Annotated in this window: 10 protein-coding genes; 5 read left to right on the forward strand and 5 right to left on the reverse strand. The window is 61.8% G+C overall.

The features are described 5' to 3' along the window. Positions 1 to 111 precede the first annotated feature (111 nt). Together MMB48_RS10610 and MMB48_RS10615 are read left to right on the forward strand one after the other, a co-directional pair. Complete coding sequence (locus tag MMB48_RS10610; protein ID WP_032743880.1) at positions 112 to 1,044, forward strand: LysR family transcriptional regulator; 933 nt, start codon at positions 112 to 114, stop codon at positions 1,042 to 1,044. A 93-nt stretch (positions 1,045 to 1,137) separates the two neighbouring features. Then, on the forward strand, positions 1,138 to 2,391 hold the full coding sequence (locus MMB48_RS10615) for a MalY/PatB family protein (RefSeq protein ID WP_032743879.1): 1,254 nt from the start codon (positions 1,138 to 1,140) through the stop codon (positions 2,389 to 2,391). Between the two features lie 48 nt (positions 2,392 to 2,439). On the opposite strand, the gene murA is transcribed toward MMB48_RS10615, so the two are convergent. Beyond that, the gene (gene murA, locus MMB48_RS10620) at positions 2,440 to 3,765 is read right to left on the reverse strand and encodes a UDP-N-acetylglucosamine 1-carboxyvinyltransferase (protein ID WP_012578549.1); all 1,326 of its coding nucleotides are present in this window, start codon (positions 3,763 to 3,765) and stop codon (positions 2,440 to 2,442) included. 248 nt (positions 3,766 to 4,013) lie between these two features. Between murA and MMB48_RS10625 the strand changes: the two genes are divergently transcribed. Beyond that, a complete protein-coding gene (locus tag MMB48_RS10625) occupies positions 4,014 to 5,360 on the forward strand; it encodes an FAD/NAD(P)-binding oxidoreductase (protein WP_032743878.1) in 1,347 nt (448 codons plus the stop codon). A gap of 201 nt (positions 5,361 to 5,561) precedes the next feature. On the opposite strand, the gene MMB48_RS10630 is transcribed toward MMB48_RS10625, so the two are convergent. From MMB48_RS10630 to leuC, 3 genes are all read right to left on the reverse strand, one after another. Next, complete coding sequence (locus tag MMB48_RS10630; protein WP_032743877.1) at positions 5,562 to 6,677, reverse strand: diguanylate cyclase; 1,116 nt, start codon at positions 6,675 to 6,677, stop codon at positions 5,562 to 5,564. A 203-nt stretch (positions 6,678 to 6,880) separates the two neighbouring features. Continuing rightward, a complete protein-coding gene (leuD, locus tag MMB48_RS10635) occupies positions 6,881 to 7,570 on the reverse strand; it encodes a 3-isopropylmalate dehydratase small subunit (RefSeq protein ID WP_032743876.1) in 690 nt (229 codons plus the stop codon). An 83-nt stretch (positions 7,571 to 7,653) separates the two neighbouring features. Then, positions 7,654 to 9,057 (reverse strand): 3-isopropylmalate dehydratase large subunit, encoded by a 1,404-nt coding sequence (gene leuC, locus MMB48_RS10640; protein WP_032743875.1) that lies wholly within the window; start codon positions 9,055 to 9,057, stop codon positions 7,654 to 7,656. A gap of 293 nt (positions 9,058 to 9,350) precedes the next feature. Here leuC and MMB48_RS10645 point away from each other — a divergent pair, with 293 nt between their 5' ends. Then, the gene (locus MMB48_RS10645) at positions 9,351 to 10,151 is read left to right on the forward strand and encodes an IclR family transcriptional regulator (RefSeq protein WP_014485184.1); all 801 of its coding nucleotides are present in this window, start codon (positions 9,351 to 9,353) and stop codon (positions 10,149 to 10,151) included. 154 nt (positions 10,152 to 10,305) lie between these two features. On the opposite strand, the gene MMB48_RS10650 is transcribed toward MMB48_RS10645, so the two are convergent. Beyond that, positions 10,306 to 11,601, reverse strand: coding sequence for a metallophosphoesterase family protein (locus MMB48_RS10650; protein WP_032743874.1), 1,296 nt, complete (start codon positions 11,599 to 11,601; stop codon positions 10,306 to 10,308). A 473-nt stretch (positions 11,602 to 12,074) separates the two neighbouring features. On the opposite strand from MMB48_RS10650, the gene MMB48_RS10655 reads away from it, so the two are divergent. Continuing rightward, positions 12,075 to 14,312, forward strand: coding sequence for an RNA degradosome polyphosphate kinase (locus MMB48_RS10655; RefSeq protein WP_032743873.1), 2,238 nt, complete (start codon positions 12,075 to 12,077; stop codon positions 14,310 to 14,312). The last annotated feature ends 67 nt before the right edge of the window (positions 14,313 to 14,379 follow it).

Consider the following 14,379-nt stretch of genomic DNA (forward strand, 5'->3'; position numbering starts at 1 on the left):
CGCCGAGCAGTTCGAGGACTGACGATCGGCGCGCACGCCACATCCCGTCAGCCAGTCATATTCGTCGCCCATAATTGAATCACCGCACAAAAAGGCACGAAAGAGGTACCTATGGCCACGCTCAACCCCCAATCATTGGTCACGTTGTGGCAGATCGAACAGTATGGTTCGTTCTCCGCCACGGCCAAGGCCACGGGTTGGTCGCAGCCGGCCATCAGCCAGCAGATCAAAAAGCTGGAGACACAGTGCGGTTCGACTCTGGTGCAACGCACCTCGCATGGTGTGGAACTCACCGCCACCGGTTCGATGCTCGCCCGCCACGGCGAGGCCATCGCCGATCGGCTGGAGCGGGCGGCCCGTGAGGTCGAGGATTATCGGCATCATCGGTTTGCTCACCTGCATTTGGTGGCCCCACCATCAATCTGCTCTACTATCGCGGCCCGTACCGTGGTCAAGCTCAGTATGTTCACGGACATCGAGCTGAGCCTGATTCAGATGGAGCCGCCGGAGGCGATCGGTCTGATTTCCCAAGGCAAGGCCGATGCCGCCGCCGTGTTCCGCTACAGCAGCATCCCGAACTTCCTGCACATCGGCGACGACCTGACCTTCCATTCGCTGGGTTACGATCCGATGCGACTGCTGGTGCACCGCTCCAGCGGCATCGCCAAACGATTCGAGGAGACCGGCGAACCTGTGTCGCTGTCCGCCGCCAAAGACGAGCATTGGATCGCCGGTTGCCCCACCTGCCGCGCAAATTTGGTGAAACTGGCCACCCGTGCCGGATTCAAGCCGGATATCCGCCACTGCACGGATGATTACTGGGCCACGCAGAACCTGGTCGAGGTTGGTATGGGCGTCTCGCTGGTGCCGGCGCTCGATACGCATATCAACTTGCAGGGCGATCTGGTGGCCTGTCCCATTGCCGACGATTTTGCGGCGCGCGAGGTCGGCATCGTGACTCGCGCCGGCGACCATCGCCCAGCGCTTGGTTCATTGCTCGAGGAGCTCGAGCGCACGGCACTCAAATATTTGAGTGCCAAGTAGTCGCACAGCGATAAGCAAGCTTGCGAGCGCCATCACGATTTCGGGGAGCCAGACCGTTGAGCGGCCCTTCTGCACCGGGAACAATGGCATGTTATGAGCATGAACAACATTCCCCAGTCAACGACTGTGAGCAACGCAACCGCCGGCGCCTCTTGCTTTGATGCCAATCACATCGACGTGACGACCATCGAGGATCTGGAGCAGGTCGGTTCGGATAAATGGACCCGTTACCCCGGCTGCATCGGCGCATTCATCGCCGAGATGGATTACGGTCTGGCACCATGCGTGGCCGAAGCCATCGAAGAGGCCACTGAACGTGGCGCGCTCGGCTACATTCCCGACCCGTGGAAGAAGGAGGTCGCCCGCTCGTGCGCCGCATGGCAGCGCCGCTACGGCTGGGAGGTGGATCCAACGTGCATCCGCCCGGTGCCGGACGTGCTGGAGGCGTTCGAAGTGTTCCTGCGCGAGATCGTGCGCGCCGGTAACTCCATCGTGGTACCGACTCCGGCCTATATGCCGTTCCTAAGTGTGCCGCGTCTGTATGGCGTGGAGGTCCTTGAGATTCCGATGCTGTGCGCGGGCGCCGGCGAGAGCAGCGGGCGCAATGATGAATGGCTGTTCGATTTCGACGCCATTGAGCAGGCGTTCGCGAACGGCTGCCATGCCTTCGTGCTGTGCAACCCGCACAACCCGATCGGCAAGGTATTGACGCGCGAGGAAATGCTGCGATTGTCCGATCTGGCCGCCAAGTACGACGTGCGTATATTCTCCGATGAGATTCACGCGCCGTTCGTCTACCAAGGCCACACGCATGTGCCATTCGCCTCAATCAACCGGCAGACGGCCATGCAGGCTTTCACCTCCACTTCAGCCTCGAAGTCGTTCAACATTCCCGGCACCAAGTGCGCGCAGGTGATTCTCACCAATCCGGACGATCTGGAACTATGGATGAGGAACGCGGAATGGTCCGAACACCAGACGGCCACCATCGGTGCCATAGCCACCACTGCGGCCTATGACGGCGGCGCGGCATGGTTCGAGGGCGTGATGGCATATATCGAGCGCAATATCGCACTGGTCAACGAGCAGATGCGCACGAGATTCGCCAAGGTGCGCTATGTGGAGCCGCAGGGCACGTATATCGCGTGGCTGGATTTCTCGTCACTGGGCATCGATGACCCGGCCGACTATTTCTTCAAGAAGGCCAACGTGGCGTTGACAGACGGCCGTGAATGCGGCGAGGTCGGGCGCGGTTGCGTGCGTATGAACTTCGCCATGCCCTACCCGCTACTGGAGGAATGCTTCGACCGCATGGCCGCCGCGCTCGAGGCGGACGGGCTGTTGTAGAACAAAATCGCGGCTCCCCTCAAAGAGGGGAGCCGCGGAACGGCCGAATTAGTCGAAGTCGGCGCCGAGGGCTTCGAGTTTGCCGCGGAAGTCGGCGTAGCCTCGGTCGATCAGGCTGATGCCGTGCACGTCCGAGGGACCGGACGCGGCCAAGGCCGCGATCAGATGGCTGAACCCACCACGCAGGTCCGGCACGTCGATGTCGCGTCCGGTCAGCGGGGTCGGTCCGAAGATCACGGCGGAATGCTTGTAGTTGCGCTGCCGGAAACGGCACGGCAGCGAGCCCAGGCACTCGCGGTACAACTGGATGGTGGCACCCATCTCGACCAGCGGCTTGGTAAAGCCAAAGCGGTTCTCATACACGGTCTCGTGCACAATCGACAGGCCATTGGCTTGTGTCAGGGCCACCACGAGCGGCTGCTGCCAGTCGGTCATGAAGCCAGGGTGCACGTCGGTCTCGATAGCCACGGGCTTGAGGTCGCCGCCCGGATGCCAGAAGCGGATGCCCTTGTCCGTCACCTCGAACTTGCCGCCCACCTTGCGGAACACGTTCAGGAACGTGATCATCTCCGGCTGGGTCGCGCCCTTGACGAAGATGTCGCCGTGCGTGGCAAGCGCGGCGGACGCCCAGGACGCGGCCTCGATACGGTCGGTCAGTGACGTGTGCGTGTACCCCTGCAGCTCCTTGACGCCTTCAATGCGGAAGGTGCGGTCCACGTCCACGGAAATAATCGCGCCCATCTTCTGCAGCACGCATACCAAATCCATGATCTCCGGCTCGGTGGCCGCGCCCGACAGTTCGGTCTTGCCCTCGGCCAGCACGGCCGCCAGCAGCGTCTGCTCGGTGGCGCCCACCGACGGGTAGGGCAGGTGGATCTTCGCGCCATGCAGGCCGTTGGGCGCGGTGATGTGGATGCCGTCCTTGTGCTCCTTGTCCACCGTGGCGCCCAGCTTGCGCAGCGTCTCCAAATGGAAGTCGATCGGGCGCCCGCCGATTGCGCAGCCGCCCAATGCCGGAATGAACGCCTCGCCCAGACGGTGCACGAGCGGGCCGGAGAACAGGATCGGGATGCGCGAGGAGCCAGACAGCGTGTCCACGTCAGCCACATCGGCCAGCTGAACATGAGAGGCATCGATAGTCACAATGCCCTTTTCGCCGTCCACATCCACGTCCACGCCATGCAGGCGCAGCAAATCGGACACCACATGCACGTCACGGATCTCCGGCACGTTCTTCAGCACCGACTTGCCCGGCGCCAGCAACGCGGCGACCATCGCCTTGCTCACGAAGTTCTTCGCGCCGCGCACCTTAATCGTGCCAGCCAGCGGCTTGCCGCCTTCAACATGCAGCACGTCATCCGGGTTCTCAGCCACGCCACTCTCCTCAATCAATCAATCAAGATTCAAAAATGCTACCGTCCAGTTTGCCATAAGCCATGTGCCGACTCCGTGAAATGCCTCAGCCGAACTTTGATCACCGTGCACAACGGATTCCACACCCCGCCGAATCAAACCAATAACGTGATCTTCCTCACATTTGCCGCCACGGCGTTCTCCATACTTCTACGCTACGATTCAGGGCAATGGCATCAGACGCCATGGCCACAAGCAAAGGAGCATTTATGACCACAGTCGCCGTCATCGGCTGCACGCACGCCGGCACGTTCGCCACCACCTCGATTCTCGCCGAGCACCCCGATTGGACCGTCCATGTTTTCGAGCGCAACGGTACGCTGTCCTTCCTCTCCTGCGGCATCGCCCTGTGGGTGGGCGACCACGTGTCCGACCCGAAGAAAATGTTCTACTCCTCCCCTGCCGCTCTGGCCGAAGCCGGCGCGACCATGCACATGCGCACCGACGTGACGTCCGTGGACCTCGGCGCCAGAACCCTCACCTACCGCGCGCTGGACGAGGCCGGAGACCCCGCCGAGCAGACCCTCGCTTTCGACAAACTGGTCGTGACCACCGGATCGCGCCCGGTCATCCCGCCAATCCCCGGCATCGACAGCCCGCATGTGCTGCTGTGCAAGAACTGGGATCACGCCATCGCCATCAAGGAGAAGTCGAAAACCGCCAAGTCCGCGGTGGTGATCGGTTCGGGCTATATCGGCGCGGAAATCGCCGAGCAGTTCAGCGTCACCGGCGTCAAGACCACGCTGGTCGACGGCCTTGATCGCCCGCTGGCCAATAATTTCGATAAGACCATCACCGATCAGGTGGCGGCCGCGTTCGAGGAGCACGGCGTCACGCTCGCGCTCGGCCAGAAGGTGGTCGAGTTCCGCGACAATGACGACGACACCGTCACCGTGGTCACCGAAAAGGGCGAGTACACGGCCGAGATGGCGATTCTGGCCGTCGGCTTCCTGCCGAACACCGACCTGCTCAAGGGCAAGGTGGACATGCTGCCGAACGGCGCGATCGTGGTCGACGACTACATGCAGGCGTCCGTGCCGGGCGTGTACGCCGCCGGCGACTCCGCCACCGTGTTCTACAACCCCACCGGCCAGCACGATTACATTCCGCTGGCCACCAACGCGGTGCGCCAGGGCCTGCTGGTGGGCCGCAACATCGAGACGCCGACCGTGAAGTACATGGGCACGCAGGCCACGTCCGCCGTGCAGCTGTACGATCTCTCGCTCGCCGCCTCCGGCCTGACCTGCGCCGGTGCCGAACGCCGCGGGCTCACGGTCCGCGAAACCTCGCTCACCGAGGATTATCGCCCGGACTTCATGCTCATCACCACCCCAGTCACGTCGATTCTGACCTGGGACCCGGAAACCCGCAAGGTCAAGGGCGGCCAGTTCTGTTCCAAAGCCGATATCTCCGGCGCGGCAAATGTGATTTCCATGGCGATTCAGGCCGGCTTCACCATCGACCAGCTCGCCAACGTGGACTTCCTGTTCCAGCCGAACTTCGACAAGCCCGTCTATTACGTGGGTGCCGTGGCCATGAAGGCGGCGGCCGAGTAAGACGGCCGTACTCACCGCAAAAAGAAACCCCGGCGTGATGGGCGCCGGGGAGAGAAAGGAGAGAAGAAAGAGGTTAAGTTATGCAGCTTGTTCGGCCGTGATTACATATAACAGCAACAGGTTCAATGCAACGTGGGCACTGGCTGGGAATCGTCTGGGAATCACGGCCCGTACAGGCTGTTTCTTGTTTCTGGAGCCGATCTACCGGCCGGCTTTGATCTTGTGGGCCAGTTCGGCGTCCCACATCGCGCCGGTGGCGGACATCACCGAGTCCGCGCCGGCGTCACGGTACGCCTGGTAGTCGGCGGGCGAGACCACGCCGCCGACGCCGTTGATCGCGAAATCGAGCCCGAGCTTTTCACGAATCGCGGCCAGACGGGCGACCATGTCGAGGCCGGCGCCACGAATCGCATTGCCGCATACGCCTGAACGGTCACGGCCTGCACCGGGCAGTGCCTGATCGCCATTGGCATCGACCAGTTTGGCGGAAATCGTATTGATGGTGCTGAAACCCTGCACAGTGCCGTGGCCCACGGTGGAACGCACCATAAGCTCCAGAGCGTCGTCGCCGGGGATGTAGGCGAGCTTGACCATCAGCGGAATGTCGCCAATCTCCTGCTTCACGGCCTCAGTGATGCGGCCTACGAGCAGCGGATTGTGGCATAGCAAGCGGTTATGGCCCTCGTTGGGGCAGCTGGTGTTCATCACCATGAGCTTGGCACCGGTTTCTTTGACCAGGCGGGCGGTAGTGGCATGGTCGGCGATGTATTCCTCCTCGCTCATGCCCTCCACACGCGAGCCCTGGAAGCTCGGGACCAGCACTTGACCGGGACCGGCGGCCTCGATGGCGGCGCGCATGTCCGGCTGCCAGGTATCCGGGCTTTGCGAGGGCACGCCGAAGCTATTGGAGATGGAGATCGGAGTCTCGTAATTGGTGTCGGCGAGCACGCCCTCGTCCAGTTCGGCGCTGCCCGGTGTTAGTGAACCGTCCGCCGACTTGGGGTGTACGGCGAGCACGTTCGGGAACGGGTTGCAGCCCCAGGCGCGCGAACGCACGGTTTTGTAGGTCGCCAGATCGAAGCCCATGCGGAAGGCGGCCGTGGTGAAACGGCTGTTGAGCAGCGGGCCTGCGGGAATGCCGAAAGGCAGGTTGACCGGCTGGCCCAGAAAAGTGGCCAAGGCACCCTCGCTGGTGGTTCCGGCGGCATCGGCACCGTTGCCATCCTTCAGCGCCTCGGCAAACGCGCCGAACGGCCCTTGCTCATAGTTGTCTTCGTAGCTGCGGCTGACATCGTAAAACGGCTCAAAATCACTCATGCTTCAACGATAGGCCACGCCCCGGCCCACAACGCACGATGGGCCAGTCGCCCACGGCTACACGATGCCGCGGTCGGCCAACGGCCCTGGGCCTGCAATTATAGACTCGCCTTTCGGCGAGGCTCAATGCTGGCCTCGCTGCTGTCGCAGCTCGGCACAGGGCCTGCTGAAAGCCCACTGGGCTTTCAGCAGGCCGATCGCGGCTAAATAATGCCGCGATCGGCCAACGGCCCTGTCCAATCATCGTCCGGCTCGCGGGCGGACTCGATGGTCTCCTCGGGCCAGTGCTTGGCGGGAATGGTCTTGGGCTTGAAGGGGAACTTTTCGGCGCGCATCTTTTCGTAGGCGGCGATGTCGTCCTCGTGCTGCAGTGTCAGATCGATGTCGTCGTAGCCGTTCATCAGACGCCAACGCACGTAATCGTTCACCTCGAACGGCAGGGTCACATCACCGCAAGTGACGGTGCGAGTCTCCAGCGAGACAGTCATCTCGCGACCAGGCTCTTCCTCCAGCAGCTTCCACAGGAGCTCGACGGACTCCTGCGGCATAATCGCGGCCAGCACGCCGTTTTTGGCGGTGTTGCCGTAGAAGATGTCGGCGAAGCTCGGCGCGATGACCACGCGGAAACCGTAATCGTGCAGCGCCCACACGGCGTGCTCGCGGGAGGAGCCGATGCCGAATTCGGGGCCGGCGACCAGAATCTGGCCCTTACCGGCGTATTCCGGCTTGTTGAGCACGAAGTTCGGGTCTCGGCGCCATGCGTAGAACAGGGCGTCATCGAAGCCGGACTTGGTCACGCGCTTCAAGAACACAGCGGGAATGATCTGGTCGGTATCGACGTTGGAGCGGCGCAGCGGCACGCCCACGCCGGTCAGTGTGGTGAGTTTTTCCATAACAATTTTCCTTTCGGGGATCTCTCCCCCAGTCAGTCCTTGGCTGACAGCCCCCTCGTCAGAGGAGGCTCATGTGTATTGACTCAGAGATCGGCGGGGGACGAGATTGTGCCGCGGATGGCGGTGGCGGCGGCCACCGCCGGCGACGCCAAATGCGTGCGCGAGCCCTTGCCCTGACGGCCCTCGAAGTTACGATTCGAAGTGGAAATCGAGCGCTCGTTCGGTACCAGCTTGTCGGGGTTCATGCCCAGGCACATCGAGCAGCCGGCGTTGCGCCATTCGGCACCAAAGTCCTCGAACACCTTATCGAGGCCTTCCTTCTCCGCCTGCAGACGCACACGGGAGGAGGCCGGCACCACGAGCACGCGGTGAATGTTCGCGGCCTTGTGACGGCCTTTCATGATCGCGGCGGCCTGTCGCAAATCGTCGATACGGCCGTTGGTGCACGAACCAATGAACACGGTGTCCACGGCAATGTCCTTGATCGGCATGCCGGGCTTGAGCCCCATGTATGCGATCGCGCGTTCGGCGGCGGCGCGCTTGGTGGCGTCGGCGATCTTGTCCGGCTCCGGCACGGAGGCGGTGATCGGCAGACCTTGGCCGGGGTTGGTGCCCCACGTCACATATGGACCGAGCTTGGTGGCGTCGATGTCCACCACCTTGTCGAATACGGCGTCGTCATCGGTCTTCAGCGTCTTCCAGTACGCCACGGCCTGATCCCACAGTTCGCCTTCCGGCGCGTGCGGACGGCCCTTCAGGTACTCGAACGTGGTCTCGTCCGGCGCGATCATGCCGGCACGCGCACCAGCCTCGATGGACATGTTGCACACGGTCATGCGCTCGTCCATGGTGAGGTTGCGAATCGCCTCGCCACGGTATTCGATCACGTATCCCTGGCCGCCGCCGGTGCCGATCTTGGCGATGATCGCCAGAATGATGTCCTTGGCGGTCGCGTCCGCGGGCAGCTTGCCCTCGACGTTGATGGCCATGGTCTTGAACGGCTTCAGGGACAGCGTCTGCGTGGCCATCACGTGCTCGACTTCGGAAGTGCCGATGCCGAACGCCAGCGCACCGAACGCGCCGTGCGTCGACGTATGCGAATCACCGCACACGATGGTCATGCCCGGCTGAGTCAGGCCCAGAATCGGGGCGAACGCGTGGACGATGCCCTGATCGGCGTCGCCCAGCGGGTGCAGGCGCACGCCGAACTCCTTGCAGTTCTTCTCCAAAGTCGTCAACTGCAGTGCGCTTGTCTCGTCCGGGTTCGGGCGATCGATATCAACGGTCGGCGTGTTGTGGTCCTCGGTGGCGATGAGCTGGTCCACATGGCGCGGCTTGCGGCCGGCCAAGCGCAGGCCCTCAAACGCCTGCGGACTGGTGACCTCATGCATGAGCATCAGATCGATGTACAGCAAATCAGGAGCTCCGTCGCTGCCCTTGCGCACCAGATGATCGGCCCAGACCTTCTCGGCCAGTGTCGTTCCCATAGTGATTCCTCCAAAAAATATCGCGCGAGGCATTGTGTTCGCGCCTTGTTCGTGGTATTAGCCTATGTGCTTGCGATGGGCCCAGCCATGAGCATGCCGGATATTGAGATACGGTCAAATGACGGCCTCAATATGGCTCGGATACGACTCGAACATGACCTAGGCATGACTCGGTTCCGCTCCAGACATGTCTCTTCGGCATCCACGAACGCCCTTTCAACTTCATGACCACCCTGTGAGACACTTCCCTAATTTGCCATTTCACTATGTGAGATGGCATAATCGCCCTTATTATGACTGATTCCCAAGAAGAACCATTGAACAACAGCTTGACCGAGTCCGAGCCGGTTGAAGACACCACCACCAAGGACGATGGGGAAATCCATTCCGGCGTTGGCGTCCTTGATAAAACCGTAAAGATTCTTGACGCACTGGAGTCCGGCCCGTCCACGCTGGGACAGCTTGTGGCCGCCACCGGCCTCGCTCGACCGACCGCACATCGTTTGGCTATTGCATTGGAACGCCACCGTTTCGTACTGCGCGACCAGCATGGCCGATTCGTACTCGGCTCCCGTTTCGCCGAACTTGCCGCCGCAGCAGGCGAGGATCGTCTGCTGACCGCCGCCGGCCCTATCCTGCAGACCCTGCTCGATCGCACTGGCGAGTCTGCGCAGATTTACCGCCGCCAAGGCGATCAGCGCGTGTGCATCGCCGCTGTGGAACGCGCCTCCGGCCTGCGTGATTCCATTCCCGTGGGTGCCATGCTGTCGATGGAAGCCGGTTCCGCCGCCCAGATTCTTCTGGCTTGGGAGGATTCCGACCGTCTGCACCAGGGATTGCGCCACGCCAAATTCACCGCCACCAAGCTGGCCGCTGTACGCAAGCGCGGCTGGTCCGAGTCCGTGAACGAGCGCGAAGAGGGCGTGTGCTCGATTTCCGCCCCGATCCGCAACGCCTCCGGCCAGGTCATCGCCGCCATCTCGATTTCTGGCCCGACCGGCCGCATGGGCGCCGCCCCCGGACGCCGCTATGCGCCGCTGGTGATGGCCGCCGGCAAGTACCTCACCGAGGCACTGGTCAAAGCCGTTCGCTGAAACATACCAGTCAATCCAACCGATAGCCCAACCGGCAGAAATCCCGCGTCACAACGAAAGAGACGCGGGATTTCTGCCACTAATCGTCCAACACAGCGGAAGGCCACCGAAACCTCGAATACTTCGCGCCGCTTTCCGCCTCTATCAGGAACAGTTACCTGAATAAACCGGACAGTTGACTCCATAGCGACGGCTTGCGCAGCAAATCATCGCCCTCGCCCTCGCCAGGCGCGGTCTGATTCACCGCATAGGTATAGGCGCGTTTGGAACTGGGCTTGCCCACCAGTTCGCCAAACTCCAGCAATTGCGTACGCGGCTCGTAAGGGTGACGGATATCAAATTCGATCAATCGCGTGGCGCGTTTGGCCGGAGCCGGTCCGTACGTATTGAATCCGCAGGTTGGCGTAGCGATAAGCAACAGACCCTCATGTTCGCCGACGAAACCGTTGCGATGATCATGACCAGCTACGACGCCGAAATACCCCTCGCGCAGCAATTCGAATTCGCCTGACGTATCAGGGCAGGATATGCCTTCTCCCAAATATCCGCCGGGCTGGGTTTGCAATTCGTCCAGCACGTAGTAGGTATCGGCGTGCGAACGATAGCCCTGCATGGCAAACGCCGCGTTGGCCGCCACCGGCTTCAGCACGTTGTAATACTCGGGCATCGGCATGTGCTGGAACACCATTGATTTCGCACCGATACGGTCGGGCACGGCGTTCAGGAAGGCGAGCGCTGCGGGCGATGGTGTGCCGAAGCCGCCGCCATGCACGTAATCGCCGGAGTCAAGAATGACCAGACCCAGCACATTGCGCGTATGGTCAACGTCCATAACCGGCAGCGCGAAGGTGCCTGGTTCACCGGAGCCAGTGGCACCAGACAGCGTCTGCACAACACCACCCGCTCCACAGGTGTATGCAATCTGGTTCGGCAAGGTCTCACTCGGCGGATTGACACAACCGGGGAACTCGCGATAGATACCGTCCAGTTCCGCATTGCTTAGCCCGCATTGGAAATCATGGTTGCCGTACGTCACGGCCCACGGAATGCCGCGCGCCGCCAACGGCTCAGTGAACTGGCCAATGGCCTTGCGCACCAGCGCTCGGGTATGGTTCAGCGCGGATTCGGCAATAGGTTCGTCACACCAGCGACGTTTACGGAATGAATCGGCGAACGCCGGATCGTAGCCGGCGATCTGGTTGCCGGAGAAAATCACCAGATCAGGCCGTGCGGCATCAAGGCTGGCCTCAATCAGGGCGATGGTGTCTTTGGAGACTTTCGGCCCATCCTGAATGTCGGCAATCTGCAGCACGCGGAACTTGCCGGAATAGTGGAATTGCAGTCGTCCGAGACGCGCAGAGATAGAGACCGGGCGGCCGTCTTCGGCATCGGCCGGCTTGATACGGGGTTTCGACGACATCCCCTCTGGCGTACGCTGTGTTTCCGTCATGCCCTCCACTGTACACACAAACGAAAAGGCCCGCCGGAGCGAGCCTTTTCTACAAGTTCAACTACTGGAGCAGAATCTCTGCACAACATCATCGTTGTAACGGTAAGTCTTTCCAATGCCCGTCCAACGTAACAGTCCTCGTGACCATACACTATTTGTGGGCTCTGCTCTGTTCAGTTGTCCTTGTACCTCATAATCTATTCATCACTCCCGTTTCTCGCAACCTGCAGAGAGTCGTTGTGCGTTTTTTATCACAACTGTTCAATCGCACTTTCTGACTATCGGAAAACGAGCTGAACTGTTCACATCGAACCCGTCTGATGTTCGGTTTCGTTCGTTTCACCGCCGCTCACGGCGTGTCGCAAGCACGCTAGCACACTCAAAACCAACCAACACCGAACTAACATGAACACCCGTTGAATTCTGGCGCGTTCAGTCGTTTTCCGGCCACGCCAGAGCTTACGATATAGGCTATGGCACAGATATTTGACGCACCCTCGAAGGCAATTCTGCGCAGCCAAATCGCAGAGCATATTGCCGAAAACGACAACAACGACCGCCGCGTCGATCAGGAAGGCGAGGCACCGCTGCCCAAGGACCGTTTCTTCGACCGCGAGCTCAGCTGGCTCAAGTTCAACCAGCGCGTGCTCGAATGTGCGGAGAACGAAGACATGCCCCTGCTCGAGCGCGCCAACTTCGCCGCGATCTTCGCCTCGAACCTTGACGAGTTCTTCATGGTCCGCGTCGCCGGTCTGAAGCGCCGTATCGACTCGGGCATCGCCGTGCCGTCTGCCGCCGGCCTGAGCCCGCGTCAGCAGCTGCGCGCGATCAGCGAGACCGCACACCGTCTGCAAGACGAGCACGCACATTACGCGATCGACACCATTCTGCCGGAATTGGAGAAGGAGCGCATCGTCCTGCTGACGTGGGACAAGCTCACCTCCTCCGAGCAGGAGCGCCTCTCGCGCTACTACCGCCAGCAGGTGTTCCCGGTCCTGACGCCGCTCGCCGTGGATCCGGCCCACCCGTTCCCCTACATTTCCGGCGGTTCCATCAACCTGGCCGTGATTGTGGAGAACCCGGCTTCCGGCAAGTCGCACTTCGCCCGCGTCAAGATCCCGGGCAACCTGCCGCGCCTGGTGCCGGTGGACGACATGACCGACGAGGAGTCCAAGGACGAGCGTTACGGCTTCATCGCCATGGAAAAGCTCATCGCCGCGCATCTGGAATCCTTGTTCCCGGGCATGATCATCAAGGAGGCCTGCTCCTTCCGCGTGACTCGTAACGAGGACATCGACGTGGAAGAGGATGACGCCGAGAACCTGCTCAACGCCATGGAGAAGGAGCTGTTGCGCCGCCGCTTCGGACCGCCGATCCGCCTGGAGATCACGGACACCACGAGCCCGTTCCTCTCCCAGCTGCTCGCCGACCAGCTCGGCGTAAGCCAGGACGAGGTATACCGTCTGCCCAGCCCGCTGGACCTGACCGTGCTCTTTGAGCTCGGCAGCGTGGACCGCCCGGACCTGAAGAACCGTCCGTTCGTGCCGACCACGAACCGTCAGATCGCCGAGGTCGAGTCCTCCCGCGCACAGGATATTTTCGCCGCCATCCGCGAGCGCGACATCCTGCTGCATCACCCCTATGACTCCTTCTCCACTTCCGTGCAGGCCTTCCTTGCGCAGGCCGCCGCGGACCCGAAGGTGCTGGCCATCAAGCAGACCCTGTACCGCACCAGCTCCAACTCGCCGATCATCGACGCCCTGATCGACGCCGCTCATGCCGGCAAGCAGGTGCTGGCTTTGGTGGAAATCAAGGCTCGTTTCGACGAGGACGCCAACATCGCGTGGGCCCGCAAGCTCGAACGCGCCGGCGTGCACGTGGTGTACGGCATCGTGGGCTTGAAGACCCACTGCAAGCTCATCGAAGTCGTGCGTCAGGAAGCGGACGGTCTACGCCGCTACTGCCACGTAGGCACCGGTAACTACAACCCGAAGACCGCGCGACTGTACACCGATCTGGGTCTGCTGACCTGCGACCCGGTGGTCGGCCAGGATCTGACTCGTCTGTTCAACCAGCTCTCCGGTTACGCGCCGAAGTCCAGCTTCCACCGTTTGCTGGTGGCCCCGCGCACCGTGCGCACCGGTCTAATCCAGCGCATCCGCCGCGAGGAGGACGCCGCCCGCGCCGGCAAGGAGGCCTGGATCAAGATCAAGGTCAACTCCATCGTGGACGAGAAGACCATCGACGCCCTGTACCGTGCCTCTCAGGCCGGCGTGAAGATCGACATCGTGGAGCGCGGCATCTGCGCTCTGAAGCCCGGCGTTCCCGGTCTGTCCGAGAACATCCGCGTACGTTCGATTCTCGGCCGCTTCCTGGAGCACTCCCGCATCTACGCCTTCTGCAATGCGGACGGCCCGCAGATCGGCGAGGGTCCGGCTTCCGGCCCGGAGGTCTACATCGGTTCGGCTGACCTCATGCACCGTAACCTTGACCGCCGTGTGGAGGCTCTGGTGCGTGTCACCGCCCCGGAGCAGATTGACGGGCTCATCAAGTACGTGGACCTGCAGATGGCCGACTCCACCATGAGCTGGCACATGCAGCCCGACGGCACATATGTGCTGCACACCAAGGACGACGAGGGCCGCCCGCTGGTCGATAGTCAGGAATACCTGATTCGCAAGCACCAGCGCCGCCCCAATTCGCACAACTGATTTCACTCGATGCTCCCTGTCAACGCAAGCTGACTGAGGGTGGTTACGATGCCCGGCTCCTCTTTCG

The sequence above is a fragment of the Bifidobacterium sp. FKU genome (genome assembly GCF_026016385.1).
In the GTDB taxonomy this organism is placed as follows: Bacteria; Actinomycetota; Actinomycetes; order Actinomycetales; family Bifidobacteriaceae; genus Bifidobacterium; species Bifidobacterium infantis.